At 57.3% G+C, this 14,062-nt stretch carries 18 protein-coding genes; 6 read left to right on the top strand and 12 right to left on the bottom strand.

Going from position 1 to position 14,062, the window contains the following annotated elements:
• Positions 1–2: 2 nt before the first annotated feature.
• Both AB7S84_RS06200 and AB7S84_RS06195 read left to right on the top strand, forming a co-directional pair.
• Complete coding sequence (locus AB7S84_RS06200) at positions 3–797, top strand: ABC transporter permease (RefSeq protein WP_428153466.1); 795 nt, start codon at positions 3–5, stop codon at positions 795–797.
• Positions 752–1,591 carry an ABC transporter ATP-binding protein gene (locus tag AB7S84_RS06195; RefSeq protein ID WP_428153464.1) on the top strand — a complete coding sequence of 280 codons (840 nt, stop codon included), beginning with the start codon at positions 752–754 and terminating at the stop codon, positions 1,589–1,591. Before AB7S84_RS06200 ends, AB7S84_RS06195 begins: the two co-directional genes overlap by 46 nt.
• Positions 1,592–1,606: 15 nt before the next feature.
• On the opposite strand, the gene fumC is transcribed toward AB7S84_RS06195, so the two are convergent.
• The 4 genes from fumC to nudC are packed head-to-tail and all read right to left on the bottom strand — an operon-like array spanning position 1,607 to position 4,965.
• Positions 1,607–3,007, bottom strand: coding sequence for a class II fumarate hydratase (fumC, locus tag AB7S84_RS06190; protein WP_428153460.1), 1,401 nt, complete (start codon positions 3,005–3,007; stop codon positions 1,607–1,609).
• Positions 3,008–3,059: 52 nt separating this feature from the next.
• Complete coding sequence (locus tag AB7S84_RS06185) at positions 3,060–3,779, bottom strand: hypothetical protein (protein ID WP_428153458.1); 720 nt, start codon at positions 3,777–3,779, stop codon at positions 3,060–3,062.
• A complete protein-coding gene (locus tag AB7S84_RS06180; protein WP_020875705.1) occupies positions 3,779–4,066 on the bottom strand; it encodes an integration host factor subunit alpha in 288 nt (95 codons plus the stop codon). The genes AB7S84_RS06185 and AB7S84_RS06180 overlap by 1 nt, the downstream gene beginning before the upstream one ends.
• A gap of 53 nt (positions 4,067–4,119) precedes the next feature.
• Positions 4,120–4,965 (bottom strand): NAD(+) diphosphatase, encoded by an 846-nt coding sequence (gene nudC, locus AB7S84_RS06175; protein WP_020875704.1) that lies wholly within the window; start codon positions 4,963–4,965, stop codon positions 4,120–4,122.
• 260 nt (positions 4,966–5,225) lie between these two features.
• On the opposite strand from nudC, the gene AB7S84_RS06170 reads away from it, so the two are divergent.
• Positions 5,226–5,507 carry a transcriptional regulator gene (locus tag AB7S84_RS06170; protein ID WP_020875703.1) on the top strand — a complete coding sequence of 94 codons (282 nt, stop codon included), beginning with the start codon at positions 5,226–5,228 and terminating at the stop codon, positions 5,505–5,507.
• Between the two features lie 113 nt (positions 5,508–5,620).
• Here the strand turns inward: AB7S84_RS06170 and AB7S84_RS06165 are convergent, their stop codons facing one another.
• The gene (locus AB7S84_RS06165; protein ID WP_020875702.1) at positions 5,621–5,821 is read right to left on the bottom strand and encodes an FmdB family zinc ribbon protein; all 201 of its coding nucleotides are present in this window, start codon (positions 5,819–5,821) and stop codon (positions 5,621–5,623) included.
• Positions 5,822–6,247: 426 nt separating this feature from the next.
• Here AB7S84_RS06165 and AB7S84_RS06160 point away from each other — a divergent pair, with 426 nt between their 5' ends.
• Together AB7S84_RS06160 and AB7S84_RS06155 are read left to right on the top strand one after the other, a co-directional pair.
• The gene (locus tag AB7S84_RS06160) at positions 6,248–8,386 is read left to right on the top strand and encodes a M1 family aminopeptidase (RefSeq protein ID WP_428153454.1); all 2,139 of its coding nucleotides are present in this window, start codon (positions 6,248–6,250) and stop codon (positions 8,384–8,386) included.
• 28 nt (positions 8,387–8,414) lie between these two features.
• Positions 8,415–9,260, top strand: a complete 846-nt coding sequence (locus AB7S84_RS06155) for a ChaN family lipoprotein (protein ID WP_020875700.1) — start codon at positions 8,415–8,417, stop codon at positions 9,258–9,260.
• A gap of 24 nt (positions 9,261–9,284) precedes the next feature.
• Here AB7S84_RS06155 and AB7S84_RS06150 read toward each other — a convergent pair whose 3' ends face one another.
• Complete coding sequence (locus AB7S84_RS06150; RefSeq protein WP_020875699.1) at positions 9,285–9,476, bottom strand: hypothetical protein; 192 nt, start codon at positions 9,474–9,476, stop codon at positions 9,285–9,287.
• 209 nt (positions 9,477–9,685) lie between these two features.
• Here AB7S84_RS06150 and larB point away from each other — a divergent pair, with 209 nt between their 5' ends.
• Positions 9,686–10,459 (top strand): nickel pincer cofactor biosynthesis protein LarB, encoded by a 774-nt coding sequence (gene larB, locus AB7S84_RS06145; protein ID WP_020875698.1) that lies wholly within the window; start codon positions 9,686–9,688, stop codon positions 10,457–10,459.
• 173 nt (positions 10,460–10,632) lie between these two features.
• On the opposite strand, the gene AB7S84_RS06140 is transcribed toward larB, so the two are convergent.
• The 6 genes from AB7S84_RS06140 to AB7S84_RS06115 form a co-directional block, all read right to left on the bottom strand.
• Positions 10,633–10,998 carry a NifB/NifX family molybdenum-iron cluster-binding protein gene (locus tag AB7S84_RS06140; RefSeq protein ID WP_428153450.1) on the bottom strand — a complete coding sequence of 122 codons (366 nt, stop codon included), beginning with the start codon at positions 10,996–10,998 and terminating at the stop codon, positions 10,633–10,635.
• Positions 10,999–11,015: 17 nt separating this feature from the next.
• Complete coding sequence (locus AB7S84_RS06135) at positions 11,016–11,402, bottom strand: NifB/NifX family molybdenum-iron cluster-binding protein (RefSeq protein ID WP_020875696.1); 387 nt, start codon at positions 11,400–11,402, stop codon at positions 11,016–11,018.
• Between the two features lie 34 nt (positions 11,403–11,436).
• The gene (locus AB7S84_RS06130) at positions 11,437–12,327 is read right to left on the bottom strand and encodes an ATP-binding protein (RefSeq protein WP_020875695.1); all 891 of its coding nucleotides are present in this window, start codon (positions 12,325–12,327) and stop codon (positions 11,437–11,439) included.
• Positions 12,324–13,175 (bottom strand): ATP-binding protein, encoded by an 852-nt coding sequence (locus tag AB7S84_RS06125; RefSeq protein WP_428153447.1) that lies wholly within the window; start codon positions 13,173–13,175, stop codon positions 12,324–12,326. Before AB7S84_RS06125 ends, AB7S84_RS06130 begins: the two co-directional genes overlap by 4 nt.
• A 3-nt stretch (positions 13,176–13,178) precedes the next feature.
• Entirely contained in the window at positions 13,179–13,565 is a 387-nt protein-coding gene (locus tag AB7S84_RS06120) for a response regulator (RefSeq protein ID WP_020875693.1), read from the bottom strand.
• A 119-nt stretch (positions 13,566–13,684) separates the two neighbouring features.
• Positions 13,685–14,062, bottom strand: a 378-nt coding sequence (locus AB7S84_RS06115; protein ID WP_428153444.1) for a helix-turn-helix domain-containing protein, incomplete at its 5' end; no start/stop codon positions are given.

Here is a 14,062-nt window from a genome sequence, read left to right as displayed (position 1 = left end):
GCATGGAAAAATCCAACGCCGGAGGACGGCGGCTGATCCCATGGATCATTCCCGCCGCCTGCATCACCGGATGGTTTTTCATCAGCGAAACCGACAGGATCCCCGCCTACCTCCTTCCCCATCCGAAGGACATTGCCCGATCCGCATACGCTTACATTCTGGGCACAGCCGGCAGCACCCCCTATGCCGGACGCTTCCTGACCGACACGGCGGCCAGCCTCGGGCGGGTCGCCCTGGGGTTTCTCATCGCCGCTCTGGCGGGAGTGCCTCTGGGCATCCTCTCGGGCAGAGTGGCCGTCTTCCGACAGCTGCTCAGCGGGTCCGTCAACGCCGTCCGGGCGGTCCCCGGCATCAGCTGGCTGCCCCTGGCGCTCGTCTGGTTCGGCATCGGGATGAAAACCACGATATTCCTGGTGGCGCTCGCCGCGTTTTTCCCCATCTACCTCAACGCCGCGACGGGCGCTCGCCAGGTCGACATCCTGCTTCTCCAGGCCGGCGCCATGATGGGCACAGGCCGGATCCGGGGCGTCTTCGCCATTCTGATTCCAGCCGCCATGCCCCACATCGTCACCGGTCTCCGGCTGGGTTTGGGCGTCTCCTGGGCGTATCTGGTTCTGGGGGAGTTGACGGGGGTGCCCAACGGCCTGGGAGCCGTCATCATGGACGCGCGGATGCTGGGCCGTATCGATATCGTCATCGTCGGCATTATCGTCATCGCCGTGATGGGCCAGGCCAGCGACAGGATGCTCGATTGTCTGCTGAAGCTCTCATTCAAAAGCGCCCGGCGGTCAGGATGAAAGCCTCGCTCAGGCTCATCCCGGGCTCGTCGTCCGAATCGCCGCCACCTGCGGCCCTGAAAATTCTCCGGCTGGAAAAGTCTTTCTCCGTCAACGACAAGGTATTGACCGTCTTGAAGGACATCAGCTTTACGGCGGCCACCGGGGAGATGATCTGCATACTGGGCCCCAGCGGATGCGGCAAATCGACCCTGCTCAAGATCCTGTCGGGCTTTCTTCCACCCGACGCCGGTTCGGTGATTCTGAACGGGAAGCCCGTCACGAAACCCGGACCCGACCGATGCGTGGTGTTTCAGGAGGAGGCGCTTTTCCCCTGGTTGACCGTGGCGGAAAACATCGCTTTCGGGCTGAAGGGAGGGTTTCGGGGAAGAAAGCGCGCCCGGGAAGAGGTGGACCGTTTCCTTGAACTGGTAGGGCTCGCACCGTTTCGGGACTACCGCCCATCCGCCATATCCGGCGGCATGAAACAGCGGGTCGCCCTGGCGCGGGTTCTCATCCTGAAACCCAAGGTGCTTTTAATGGACGAACCCTTTGCCGCTCTTGACGCCCAGGCCCGCGAGGAGATGCAGCGCCTGCTGCTGGATCTCTGGAAAACCTTTTCCCACACCATTCTCTTTGTCACCCACGACGTGAGTGAGGCCGTCACCCTGGCCGACCGGATCCTCGTCATGGGCAAAACCCCGGGCTGCATCCAGGCGGAGATCCGGGTCAACCTGTCCCGCCCCCGGCGACGCGAGGACAGCGATTTTCACCACTTCTGCCGACGGCTCTACGAACGCCTCCGTAGACCATAACGCGGCTCTTTTCCTTCAATCTCCAGGCTTCAACCCTCCCACCATCGCCTCCGGTACCACCCACCGGTCAAATTCTTCCGCCGTCACCACACCCATGGCCACCGCCGTCTCTTTCAAGGTCTTTCCGGAACGATGAGCCTCGTGGGCCACCGCCGCAGCCCGATCGTATCCGATATGGGGGCTCAAAGCCGTTACCAGCATCAGGGACCGTTGCATCAGCATGTCGATGCGCGCTTTGTTGGGGCGGATGCCCTGGACCAGGCGATCCGTGAAGCTCATCACCGCATCCGAAATGAGGCGGATGGACTGAAGCAGACTGTAGATCATGACCGGCTTGAAGACATTCAGTTCGAAGTTCCCCTGGGAACCGGCAAATCCGACGGTGACATCGTTTCCCATAACCCGGACCGCCGTCATGGTGAGGGCCTCGCATTGGGTTGGATTGATCTTGCCCGGCATGATGGAACTTCCCGGTTCGTTGGCGGGAATGAAGATCTCGCCGATACCGCACCGGGGGCCGCTGGCCAGCCAACGGATGTCGTTGGCGATCTTCATGAGACTGCCGGCCAGGATCCTCGTGACCCCGCTGGCCTCCACCACGGCGTCATGGGCTGCCATGCCCTCGAACTTGTTTTCGGCGGCGGAAAACGGCAGGCCGGTGATTGCCGCGATATGCCCGGCCGCGGCGAGATCGAAACCGGGCGGCGCATTCAGTCCCGTGCCCACGGCGGTACCCCCGACGGCAAGGGGATAAAGACGATCGAGGCATCCCCGGGCACGATGGATGCCCAGTTCGATCTGACGGGCATAACCGGAGAATTCCTGACCCAGGGTGAGGGGCGTTGCATCCTGGAGATGGGTCCTGCCGATCTTGATGATATCGCGGAACGCCCGTACTTTCTCATCCAGGGCTTGGTGGAGATGGGACAAGGCCGGAATGAGGCGGCGGGTGATGGCCTCGACGGCCGCGATATGCATGACGGCGGGAAAGGTATCGTTGGAAGACTGGGACCTGTTCACGTGGTCGTTGGGGTGAACCGGGTGTTTGTCCCCTCGTCGTCCTCCGGCCGTTTCATTGGCTCGGTTGGCAATGACCTCGTTGGCATTCATGTTGGACTGGGTGCCGCTGCCGGTCTGCCACACCACCAGGGGAAAGTGATCGTCCAGATTCCCCCCGGCGACCTCGTCCGCCGCCTGAACGATGAGTCGCCCGATTTCAGGATCCAGCACCCCCAGATCCATATTGGCCTGGGCACAAGCCTTTTTCAAAACCCCCATGGCACGGATCACCTCACGAGGCATGCGTTCGTCGCCAATGGGAAAATTTTCCAGGGACCGCTGGGTCTGAGCCCCCCAATACCGATCCGACGGCACCTGAACGGACCCCATGGAATCCCTTTCGGTCCTCCACTCCATGACAACCTCCTTAAGGCAGGGTGATAGATTTTCCGGGTCTTCCGCAAACCCGCTATCGAATCTCTCTTGAACGGCGAAAATATTGCCGACCGAGCCATGCGATCACGGCAACGGATACCAGCACCAGGGCTGGAAAAAGGAAGACGTAAACAAACAGGCAGGCGGCGCCGACGGCAAGAACCGCCGCAAGACAGAGCAGGATGAACGTCCTCAGTGACGCGGCCATGCTGAGGGCGTACCGGCTGGAATACTGAATGGAGAGCTCAACCGTGTGATCGGATGGTCTGGGCGCCTTTCGAGCCGTGAAGTCGATGCGCCGCCCGGGACGCACGGAATCCGCCAACTTCCGAACCATACGAAAGGCCGCCTTTGGCACCTCGGGTCGGACCTCCCCCGCGATCTTCCGCCGAAGCGCCGGATAGTCCCGGAGTGCCTGTGCCAGAGTGTATCGGTCGGCTCCGGTTTTCTGGGTCAGATCGTAGGCCTGGGCTTCGGAAAGCGGCTTTGCGGCCGGAGACAGTGTATAGACCCAGGCGTTGCCGGCCTTGTGCTTTTGAATGAAATTTCCCAGATCACTTCGGGACGGATCGCTGATTCGGGAGAGAATACCCGAAATTCCGGCCGGGGTCACATCCCTGCCCGTGGATCGGGAAATCGAAGCCGCGACATCCCGCGCCTTCAGGGCCACGCCGGTCATGAGAGCGGCCACCACCATTCGGGTGGTAGAGGATTGCGTATCTTCAGGTGAAATCATCGGTCCAGTCGTTTCCATCACGTTCCGTTGTTAATTTTTTCTCTCAGCTTGCCTGAACATTTAAAGGTGACCACCTGTCTCGGCGAGAGCAGCATATCGTCACCCGTAGCGGGATTTCGCCCTCGCCGCTGCTTTTTTTCCTTCACGCAAAATTTACCGAAACCGCTGATGAGAAGGTCTTCACCGTCGGCCAGGGTTCGCTTCATAATTTCCAAAAGCGTTTCGACGAGTTCCGTCGTCTCCTTTTTGGAGAACCGCAATTGGTTCTGAATTTCCTCAATGATGGATGCCTTGGTTAGCGTCATTCTCTCCTGATTCCTCCTCCTATTGATAACGGCTCCCATGTGTCGCGGCTTGATTATCCGTATGTGTGTTTGAACCAATCGATCAACCGGGCGGCGACACTACCCAAACCGGGTGTCATCGGAAGTTCCCGGGGACCATACCATCCCGCCTCGAGAATCTCTTCACCGTCGACGGAGATCTCCCCCGATGCCCATTCAGCGGTAAACGCCGCCATGAGCGCCCCTGAATAAGGCCACGGCTGGCTGCCGAAATACCTCAGATTCCGGATTCGGATGCCAACCTCCTCCATGACCTCGCGATGGACGCAAGCCTCCAGCGTCTCTCCCACCTCGACATATCCGGCCAGAACGCTGAAAAAATTCGGTTTTGGAAAACGGCCGGAACGCCCGAGCAGAATCTTACCCGAACGGATCACCGCTACGATTACCGCAGGAGAGATCCTGGGGTGGTTGATCAGCTCGCACGCCGGACAAATTCTGGCGCGTTCGCTCGTCATCAGAAGGGTTTCGGTCCCGCACCGACCGCAATACCGGTGTCCTCGATCCCAGTTGACGAGCTGAAGCGCTGTTCCGGCAAGGCCGTAAACCCTGTCGTCGAGCCGGCCGAAAAGACCCCGGAGGGCCACACAGGCCATGCCGTCCGGAACGGGATCGGCATCGACAAGTTCACCTGTATAGCACGCCGTTTGCGATAACGTCCCGAGGCATCGCAGCTGATGGGCGTTGATATTCAGCGCCGCCGGTGTGACGGCCCGCGGAACGGTCACGCGGCCGTTTCGTTCATCCACCAGAATATTGTCCTGTCGGAAAAGAAACCAGGCCGCAGAGGCTTCCGTCAAATTGTCCACGACAAAGGATTTTGAAGGTGTAAAAAGCGACAAGCTGGAAATATCCCCCATCAACATGATCCCGGAAAACAGTGCAGCGTTCGGGTATCGCTCTCATCAGGATACCGTAACGTTATTTTATACTCAAATTTCTATGGGTTGTAAAGAGAAGTTGCGGCAGGAAGCGGATTTTGTTATCCAGATATTAAATCGGATCCACATCGATCCACAGGGGGCGGCGTTGCCATGAACGCATCGGGCCGTTTGTCCGTCCCGGCTTCATCCATGGCAATACCGCCCCCCGCCACCCTGAAACCGTCACAGGAGGGGATATGCCGACCATCCGTGAACAAATGATCGATGTATTGTCAGAAGGTGAACATGACGTCTATGAGATTTCGCAACGCCTCGGCATTCAGGAAAAGGCAGTCTACCAACATTTATCTCACATCACGAAATCCCTGACACACCGGAAACATCGACTGAAAATCGTTCCGGCCGCCTGCATCTCATGCGGATTTACATTCAAGGAGCGGAGCCGCTTCAAAAAACCGGGGCGATGCCCCCTGTGCCGCAGCGAACGCATTCGGCAGCCAAGATACGCCATCATCTGATTCTCAGGCGCATCATTGTCCCCTGCCGTGTGCAACAGAGACATTCATGCGTCGGGACTGAAAAAAACACCCGGTCGATCGGTCTCCCATCTCCATTCGGGTTCTAATGAAATTTATGCCTTGGGCGCCCCTGTTTTGGATGACCCATAACCATCAGCATACCACCCGCCGCCTTTCAGCGAGAAGGTGCAGCGGGACATGATTTTTTTAGCGGCCCTGCCGCACCGGGAGCAGGGGATTTCCTCTGTTCCCACTTTCACCAGCTCCTCGGTGAGTTTTCCACACGACGGACATTCGAATTCATAGTACGGCATTTTTCCTCCCGTGAATCAGAGACGCAACTTTTGCCATACAGCGACCGCTGCCGACAGGGAGCCGCTTTCGCGGTCGATATCGTAAAAGGCGAAAGTTGAATCATCCATGAAAAAGAGTATCTTTTACCAAATCGGAACACTCCTGACAAGTTCTTTTTCGAGGCTGAAGGTTGAAGACTGAAGGCTGAAGGGGCATGGACGCTCCATTCGATGCAGACACTCCGCTTCAGACTATAGAGACTGACGACCGAAAGCCGAACAGACTGAAGGGGGATGAATGCTCCGTTCGTCAAAAACACACCCCTTCAGCCTTCAGCCTTCCTAACCACATGAGTATCCGATCCAAATTGACAGGATGGGTTTTCGGATTATCTTCCGGCATATTGGCTGATGAATCTGATATCGACCTGTGTGAGGACCGTCACGATGCCGAATCGATTATCGCTGTTCATTGGGTTCCGGACTGTCTTGCTGATCGTGCCTCTGGGCCTGCTCTTATTCTTCTCCTGCGACGATGCAGGATCGCAGTCGTCCCGGCACGGCCCGCGAATGGTCCTTCACGACCTCAAAATCCGCTTGTTTCCAGCTGAACACCGACTTTCCGGGTCTGATCTCATCACCATCCCCACCATGGAATCGGATGCGTTGATATTGGAGCTCTCAGAAAAAGTACGGGTTGAGGCGGTGCTGATCAACGGAACGCCGGTCTCGGTCAAGCGACCTTCGGGTCGGCTCATCATCCCCATTCCTTCAAAATTCCGTTCAGCCGAAGCACCTGATGATCCTCTGGCAGTAACCATCCGGTATGAGGGGTTTTTCGATGATCCGGCGCCGATGCTGCCCGTCAACACCGACAACCCCGGGTACGGTGTCACGGGCACCATATCCCAAAACGGCGTCTTTCTGCTTGGCGGAGCCGGGTGGTATCCTGTGACGGTGGACGCGCCGGCATCCATACGGCTGGAAGTCTCGGGGCCGGCAGGCATGGTCGCCGTCACCGCCGGTAAATCCATGGGTGTCCGGACTGAAAACGGAATGACCCTGTCCGGTTGGGAGATCCAGCGAGCCGTTGAGCCCATCGCCCTCTCTGCAGGACCCTATGAAGTCCGCGAGGCCGCTGTCGGGGATGTCACCGCAGCCACTTATCTCTTTCCCCAAAGCCGGCACCTTTCAGATGGATATCTGGCGGCCATAACTCGATTCATCCGCTTTTACGAAGGGCTGTTCGGTCCTTATCCGTTCGAAAAATTCGCTGTGGTGGAAAATTTCTTTCCAACCGGATACGGTTTCCCTTCCTACACACTGATGGGAACCCAGGTGCTTCACCTCCCGTTTATCAAGGAAACCAGCCTGGGGCATGAGATTGCGCATTGCTGGTGGGGCAACGGCGTCGGGGTCGACGCCTCCCGCGGAAACTGGTGCGAAGGACTGACCACTTACGTATCCGATTACCTCTATCATGAACACGCCTCGGCCGAGGAAGGGGCTGCCTACCGACGACAGCTTCTCCGGAATTATGCCGCCGTCGCCGGACCCGACCGAGACTTCCCCCTGAGCGCGTTCATAAGCCGCGTCGACCCGACCACCAAGGTCGTCGGCTACGACAAAGGCGCCATGGTTTTCCATATGCTCCGTCAAGAGGTTGGAGACGGCGCATTCTGGGAGGCACTCAGAACACTTTACCAGAACTATCTCTTCAAACCCGTCTCCTGGCAGGAGATCGAAACCGTCTTCGAAGAGGTCCACGGCCGTTCCCTTAAACCGTTCTTCACCCAGTGGCTCGATCGACCGGGTGCCGTGCAGCTCGTTCTGAAAGACGTGACATCCCGCCGGGAGAACGGCATCTACCGCGTCGGCGGAACCCTTCGCCAAACAGGCCCTGTTTACCGCGTACGGGTGCCGGTCACGATTTTCTCTTCCAAGGGAGAGATCCGGACCGCCGTCGACATGGACGGGGAAACCGCGCGCTTCGCCATCGATGTTCCCGCAGAATCCGGCACGCCGGCAAGACTCGCCATCGATCCGGACGCCGACATTTTCCGGAGGCTCCACCCGGCTGAACTCACCCCGTCGGTCAACAGCCTCAGAGGATCGAAGGCTGCGCTGGTGGTGGTTCCGGAACCGTCGGTTGAAGGGAACACCCGGGCACGTCTCCTCATTGCGGCCTTAGGCATCGATTCGGCAGAAATCATCGAAGAATCCAGGGTCACACCCGATGTCATTCGGGAAAAGGACATCATTTTCATGGGGGTGCCCCGAAATCCCGACCTGATGCGTGACCTGCCGGCATCGGTGGTCCGAGAGGATAAATTCGTCCGCATCGGCGGCACCGCCTATCCGACAAAAGGCCACGCCTTCTTCATGGTGTTCCGCCATCCCTTTTCCGAAAAGCACGTCTCTGCGCTATTCACTGTGTTCGACGACGGATCGGCGGGCACGATCGAAGCGATATTACGAAAGATCCCCCACTACGGGAAATACGGTTATCTGGTTTTCAAAGCCGCCCAGAACCGGGACAAAGGGGTCTGGCCGGTGACGGCATCCCCCCTGGTTCACCACTTTTAGATCACCCCTTTTCGCACCGGAGGGTTCCATGAAAACGAACCGGATTCTTACAGGCCTCCTTTCCGTTGCACTCCTGTTGTTCGGCAATATCGTATCCGCTTCCGAAATCCGCCTTACCGATCTCGTCAGACAACGGGAGATGCCGCTTTCCGACGTCGTACCCGATCTGATTCGAAACCGCATCCTGTTCATCGGAGAAATTCACGATCAAAAGAGACACCACGATGTCCAGCTCGCGGTTATAAAGGCGCTTCATGGTTCCGGGGCAAAGGTCGCAATCGGTATGGAAATGTTCCGAAAGGACGATCAGGCCGCACTCGATCGCTGGGTCGCCGGTGAGTCGTCCTCCGCTGATTTCAAGGCCGTCTATTATGACAACTGGAATTTTTCCTGGTCGCTTTACAGCGATATTCTGAATTATGCCAGGGATGAAAAGATTCCGGTGGTGGGACTCAATGTATCAAAAGACATTACACGTCAGGTGGCCAAAGGCGGCTTCCAGTCCCTCGATCCGAAGCAACGGAAAGCCCTGCCGATGGTCACCTGCCACGTGGACAAAAATTACATGACGTTTATTAAAAAATCTCATGGGATGCAGGGTCATGGTCAACTCAATCTCACCTATTTTTGTGAAGCCCAGCTGGTATGGGACAAAGTCATGGCGATTCATGCGCTCGACTATCTCTACAGCCGCCCCGACATGCTGATGATCGTCATTGCCGGGAGGGGGCATGCCTGGAAGATGGGGATCCCCGCACAAATCCGGAAACGAAGCACCCTGCCGCAGGCGGTGATGCTGCCGCGAGTGTCCGACGGTCTGATCAGCGGAGCCGATGACGAAGCGGATGCCGATTATCTCTTCCATTCGCCTTGAAACTTGCCGCTCTGAACCGGGTCATCAGTTTTTTTTGAAAAGATTCATGGTATCTTCAATGACAAGGGATCTCAGGCTGTCGTCCCCTGAGAACTTAACCGTGTTGGTTTCAGCGTTATAGATAACGCTGCACTCGTATTTGGCACAAGCATTGTGCATCAACTTGGATATCACGGCCAAGCTGTTGTTTTTGACTTTTATGTTCAAACCATCCATAATGGCACCTCCTTTTTTGACGTCATTTCTCATCTGAAATGCTAAATAATAAACTAATCCGAAATTTTTCCCAGTAAAGAGCCTCAGTCGAATTTCTATTTCGGGTAGGGGGAAATATCGCATACGCTACAGCCTGTAACCCATTCCGGATGATGGCGGCGCCTGGTCAACGCAGAAAATCGGGAAAGGAAAACCAGAAAGAAGAAACAATGGAAGAGAAAGAACTGAAGCAAGTTCTGGAGGCCGTCGGGAACGGATCTCTCAGCGTCGGGCGCGCTCTCGACATCATGAAGCAACTGCCGCTTTCAGACCTGGGCTATGCGCAGGTGGATACGCACCGGTGCCTCAGGACAGGCGTCCCCGAAGTCATATACGCCGAAGGGAAAACGGTGGAACAGATCGTCGGAATCGGTCTCCGGCTGATCCAATGTCACGACAATATTATGGCGACGCGGGTTCGTCCCGAAGTTTTCACGGAAATTCGGAAAGCCATCCCCGACGCCGTCTTTTATCCAACGGCGAGGATCATCGTCATGCATCCCCGTCCGGTTGCCGCTGTGGGAAATATCGCCGTGGTCTGTGCAGGAACGTCCGATATTCCGGTAGCTGAAGAGGCCGCGGTCACCGCTGAAATTCTCGGCAATCGGGTGACCCGGATCTTCGATGTCGGAGTAGCCGGCATCCACCGGCTTCTGGCGGCCCGAAAGGACCTCTTCCGGGCCAATGTAGCCGTGGTGGCGGCCGGAATGGAGGGAGCCCTTCCCAGCGTTGTGGGGGGGATGGTGCCATACCCGGTCATTGCCGTTCCGACGAGCGTCGGCTATGGAGCGAGTTTCGGCGGCATTGCCGCCCTCCTGGGCATGCTCAATACCTGTGCCGCCGGGGTGTCGGTCGTCAATATCGACAACGGTTTCGGTGCAGGCTTTCAGGCGGGTCTGATCAACAGGCTCGCGACGGCGGCCGCGTCAGGCGCTCCCGATTGACGAGCGTTATCCAACTTGCCATCGGGTACGCCCAGCCGCTTCAGGTTAGGGTCTCAGGAACCTCAAGCCTGCGCAACACAAAAACCATGGGACGGGTAGGGTGTGCCTTCAAGCGGCCGACGGAGGGGCGAGTCGATTCGATTCCCTCCGCCGGCTGCTATTCAACCTGGTGTTTACCAGTGGCCGTCCACGTTGGCGTCTTTCAGGAACGCAAGGCGGCCTTCGTTGAAAGCCTTTACGGCCGATTCAACGGTACCGCAGTTATTGGCGTCGTTGGCCACCTTGATGCCGGCGGCCTGAAGGGTTCTGAAGGCGTTGGGGCCACAATAGCCCGTCAGGAGAACATCAACCTGTTTTTCGCCGAGAGTCGCCGCCGCCTGAATACCGGCGCCCTTGAAAGCGTCCACGTTTTTCTGGTTATCGATAACTTCAAGATTTTCCAATTCCGAATCGACGATCAGGATGTAGGCCGCGCGTCCGAACCTCGGGTCCACCGCCGATTGGATATCGGTGCCCTTGGATGTAACTGCTATCTTCATAATATTCTCCGTTTCCATCAAATACGACCGCCCCCGCCGCCGCAAACCTGGGTTTCATCGATCATCGGCAGGGTGCCGGCGATAAGATCCGCCACCACCGGCTGAATATCGATACGCTCGGCGTCATAGTAGACATCGATCCCCATTTGGCGGAATCCCATCAGGGGCCGCATGCCAATGCCGCCGACAATGAGGGCGTTGACCTTGTTCCTGGCCAGCAGATTGACCGGTACCATACACCCCCCCTGGACATGCTCTTCGTTAGGGATGGTCGAAACCGATTGAATTTTGCCGTCGACCACATCGATCAAGGTGAAAACGTCACAGTGCCCGAAATGTCCCGCTCTTTTCCCGTCGATCCCGCCGTTGTTCAGCGACGGAATCGCAATTCTACCTTCTCTCATAACCAGTCAATCTCCTTCGGAAATTCGTTTTTTATCAAACATCGTCCATCATTGCCGAAGACGTGGCAATCTGCTCCCAAATCTTTTTCAATATCATGGACACCTCGCTGTCGGGGGCATACTCAACAATGGTACGACCCGCCACCATGGCATGAGTGAACGCCGGATCGAACGGGATCCGGCCCACCACGCCCATACCGTTGCGCTCGGCATAACGCTCTATCTCGGCGGCTTTTTCCGGGTTAAGATCATACTTGTTCACGCAGATCATGGCCGGAATCTTGAAATGCATCGCCAATTCCGCTGCCCTGGCCATGTCGTGGATCCCTGAAACGGTTGGCTCGGTCACGATCAGAACAGTCGCCGCACCGCCGATGGCGGCGATGACCGGGCACCCTACCCCCGGGGGGCCGTCGGTGATGATCAGCCCCAGATGATGCTTTTCGGCGAAGGACCGGGCCTCCTGGCGGATCAAGGTGACCAGTTTTCCGGAATTTTCTTCGGCCAGACCCAGACGGGCGTGAATCATGGGACCGATCCGTGTATCGGAAACGAACCATTGTCCGCACGTATTTTCCGGGAAATCAATGGCCTTTTCCGGGCAGAAATCAACGCAGACCCCGCAACCCTCACAGTCGATGGAATCGATCCTGAATTTCCCCTGAACATCCTCACTCACGGCCTCGAATCGACAGAGCGTCATACAAGTACCGCATCCAGTGCATCGTTCGGATGCAATGACGGCGGTGTTTCCGCCTTTAAAATCGGTCTCCTTTCGGATATCGGGCTGCAAAAGAAGGTGAAGGTCCGCAGCATCCACGTCCGCATCACAAACCACCATGTTTTTTGCAATCACAGCCAGGGACGCCGTAATGCTGGTCTTACCCGTGCCGCCCTTGCCGCTGATCACCACCAACTCTTTCATCGTTCGCACCCCCGCCTCACGCAGTCCGCGATGTCTCTGTACAATGTCTCGAAGCGCTCCTTCCATTCGGGCAATGCATCGATCATAAGAATCCCCCGTGAATACGCGCCGGCGATTTTCCGATCGAAAGGAATCTCCATCAGCACCGGAATGTCGGCATCGGCGGCATATTCCCGGACGCGATCGTTGCCGATGTCGGACCGATTGATCACCAGACCGCACGGGATACCGAGTATCCGGACAGCTCCAACAGCCAGTTTCAGGTCATGAAGGCCGAACGGTGTCGGCTCGGTGACCATGAGGACAAAATCCGTCTTCTTGACGGCGGCCACGGCCGGACATGAGGTTCCCGGCGGGGCGTCGATTATGGTGGTTTTCCGGGGGTCGCGACATGCCCGAACCTTCCGGATCAGGGGCGGCGACATGGCTTCCCCCACCCGCATACGTCCATGGACGAAATCGATCTCACCGGCCCGGCCTTTTTCAATCTCACCGATGCGGCGGCCGGTTTCCGTAACGGCGGATTCCGGGCATACAACAACACATCCGCCACAGCTGTGACACATCTCGGGGAAGGTCAGCACCGTCTCGCCGATGACGGCAATCGCCTTGAAACGACAGATCTCAGCGCATTTTTTACAATGGGTGCATTTGGTTTCATCGATCTCGGGGACCGGAACAAAGATCGGTTCGGTCTCGTAAATCGATGGATTCAGGAACAGATGGGCGTTGGGCGCCTCTACGTCACAGTCCAACAACTGAACGCTTTCGGGTGCCGAAGCAGCCATATTGACCGCAATGGTGGTCTTTCCGGTTCCGCCTTTACCGCTGGCAACGCTGATGATCATCCCTCACCCTCCCACACGCTCGGTCATCCGGACGACACGCGCAAATTTTTCGAGAAGAACCCGGGCGTCCGATCGCCTGGGATGAGGCGGCAACTGGGCGAGAAGCCCCAACCCTTCAGTGGTCTCATGAAAGGCCTCTTCGGAAAGCGGGCTGACCAGCGCAACCGCGGCCAACGGATTTTTGACGGCGACCTGTCGAGCAAGGTCAAGCCCGGACATGTCTTTCAAAGTCTCATCGACGATAACGAGATCCACCTGTTTTTCCAAAAGCATATCCAAAGCCGCACCCCCTGAATCGACGCTTACCGCTTTCGCGGCATCCCTGGCGCCGATCTCGTCGCTGAACTCGCCGGAGGATACGGCGGCTCCCACCGTCATAATGGTGACCATGATTTTCCTCCTGTATGATGGCCGGAGGCTCTCCCCTGTCAGCACGATTATCGACCGGGGAAACGCCGCCCGTATGATGAACATACAATTTAATGCAAACAATGTGCCGACATAGTGCGTCAGCAATCATCGGGTTGCAGGGGTATATGCCATTTCTTCATATATTTCCAAACGGACGTCCGGCTGACGCCGATGCGTCGAGCCGCCTCGGCCTTGTTCCAGGCGCACTCATCGAGCAGCGCAATGAGCCGTTCGCGCGTCGGCGGTTCTCTCCGGTCTTCCGATTTCATGGATTGCGACGGTTCCATGGAGGGCAACGGTCGATATTCACACTGCCGGATTTCAACGGGCAGATCGAACACGTCTATGTCGGCATCGGCGCAAAGAACGAAGGCGTGCTCCACGGCATTCTCGAGTTCCCGAACATTGCCGGGCCAGCTGTAGTCCATAAGGATACGCATGGCCTCGGCGGATACGCCCCGGATCGCCTTGCCGGT

This window comes from Desulfococcus sp. (assembly GCF_050178255.1).
GTDB lineage: Bacteria > Desulfobacterota > Desulfobacteria > Desulfobacterales > Desulfococcaceae > Desulfococcus > Desulfococcus multivorans.
This window is presented reverse-complemented; position numbering and strand designations above follow the sequence as displayed.

Excerpts from the sequence above, each read along its gene's own strand:
- AB7S84_RS06180 (WP_020875705.1), bottom strand. The coding sequence starts at position 4,066 with ATGACGCTAACCAAGGCATCCATCATTGAGGAAATTCAGAACCAATTG.
- AB7S84_RS06130 (WP_020875695.1), bottom strand. The coding sequence starts at position 12,327 with ATGAAAGAGTTGGTGGTGATCAGCGGCAAGGGCGGCACGGGTAAGACC.
- AB7S84_RS06165 (WP_020875702.1), bottom strand. The coding sequence starts at position 5,821 with ATGCCGTACTATGAATTCGAATGTCCGTCGTGTGGAAAACTCACCGAG.
- AB7S84_RS06185 (WP_428153458.1), bottom strand. The coding sequence starts at position 3,779 with ATGGAAACGACTGGACCGATGATTTCACCTGAAGATACGCAATCCTCT.
- AB7S84_RS06155 (WP_020875700.1), top strand. The coding sequence starts at position 8,415 with ATGAAAACGAACCGGATTCTTACAGGCCTCCTTTCCGTTGCACTCCTG.
- nudC (WP_020875704.1), bottom strand. The coding sequence starts at position 4,965 with ATGGGGGATATTTCCAGCTTGTCGCTTTTTACACCTTCAAAATCCTTT.
- larB (WP_020875698.1), top strand. The coding sequence starts at position 9,686 with ATGGAAGAGAAAGAACTGAAGCAAGTTCTGGAGGCCGTCGGGAACGGA.
- AB7S84_RS06160 (WP_428153454.1), top strand. The coding sequence starts at position 6,248 with ATGCCGAATCGATTATCGCTGTTCATTGGGTTCCGGACTGTCTTGCTG.
- AB7S84_RS06125 (WP_428153447.1), bottom strand. The coding sequence starts at position 13,175 with ATGATCATCAGCGTTGCCAGCGGTAAAGGCGGAACCGGAAAGACCACC.
- fumC (WP_428153460.1), bottom strand. The coding sequence starts at position 3,007 with ATGGAGTGGAGGACCGAAAGGGATTCCATGGGGTCCGTTCAGGTGCCG.
- AB7S84_RS06170 (WP_020875703.1), top strand. The coding sequence starts at position 5,226 with ATGCCGACCATCCGTGAACAAATGATCGATGTATTGTCAGAAGGTGAA.
- AB7S84_RS06150 (WP_020875699.1), bottom strand. The coding sequence starts at position 9,476 with ATGGATGGTTTGAACATAAAAGTCAAAAACAACAGCTTGGCCGTGATA.
- AB7S84_RS06135 (WP_020875696.1), bottom strand. The coding sequence starts at position 11,402 with ATGAGAGAAGGTAGAATTGCGATTCCGTCGCTGAACAACGGCGGGATC.
- AB7S84_RS06120 (WP_020875693.1), bottom strand. The coding sequence starts at position 13,565 with ATGGTCACCATTATGACGGTGGGAGCCGCCGTATCCTCCGGCGAGTTC.
- AB7S84_RS06140 (WP_428153450.1), bottom strand. The coding sequence starts at position 10,998 with ATGAAGATAGCAGTTACATCCAAGGGCACCGATATCCAATCGGCGGTG.
- AB7S84_RS06200 (WP_428153466.1), top strand. The coding sequence starts at position 3 with ATGGAAAAATCCAACGCCGGAGGACGGCGGCTGATCCCATGGATCATT.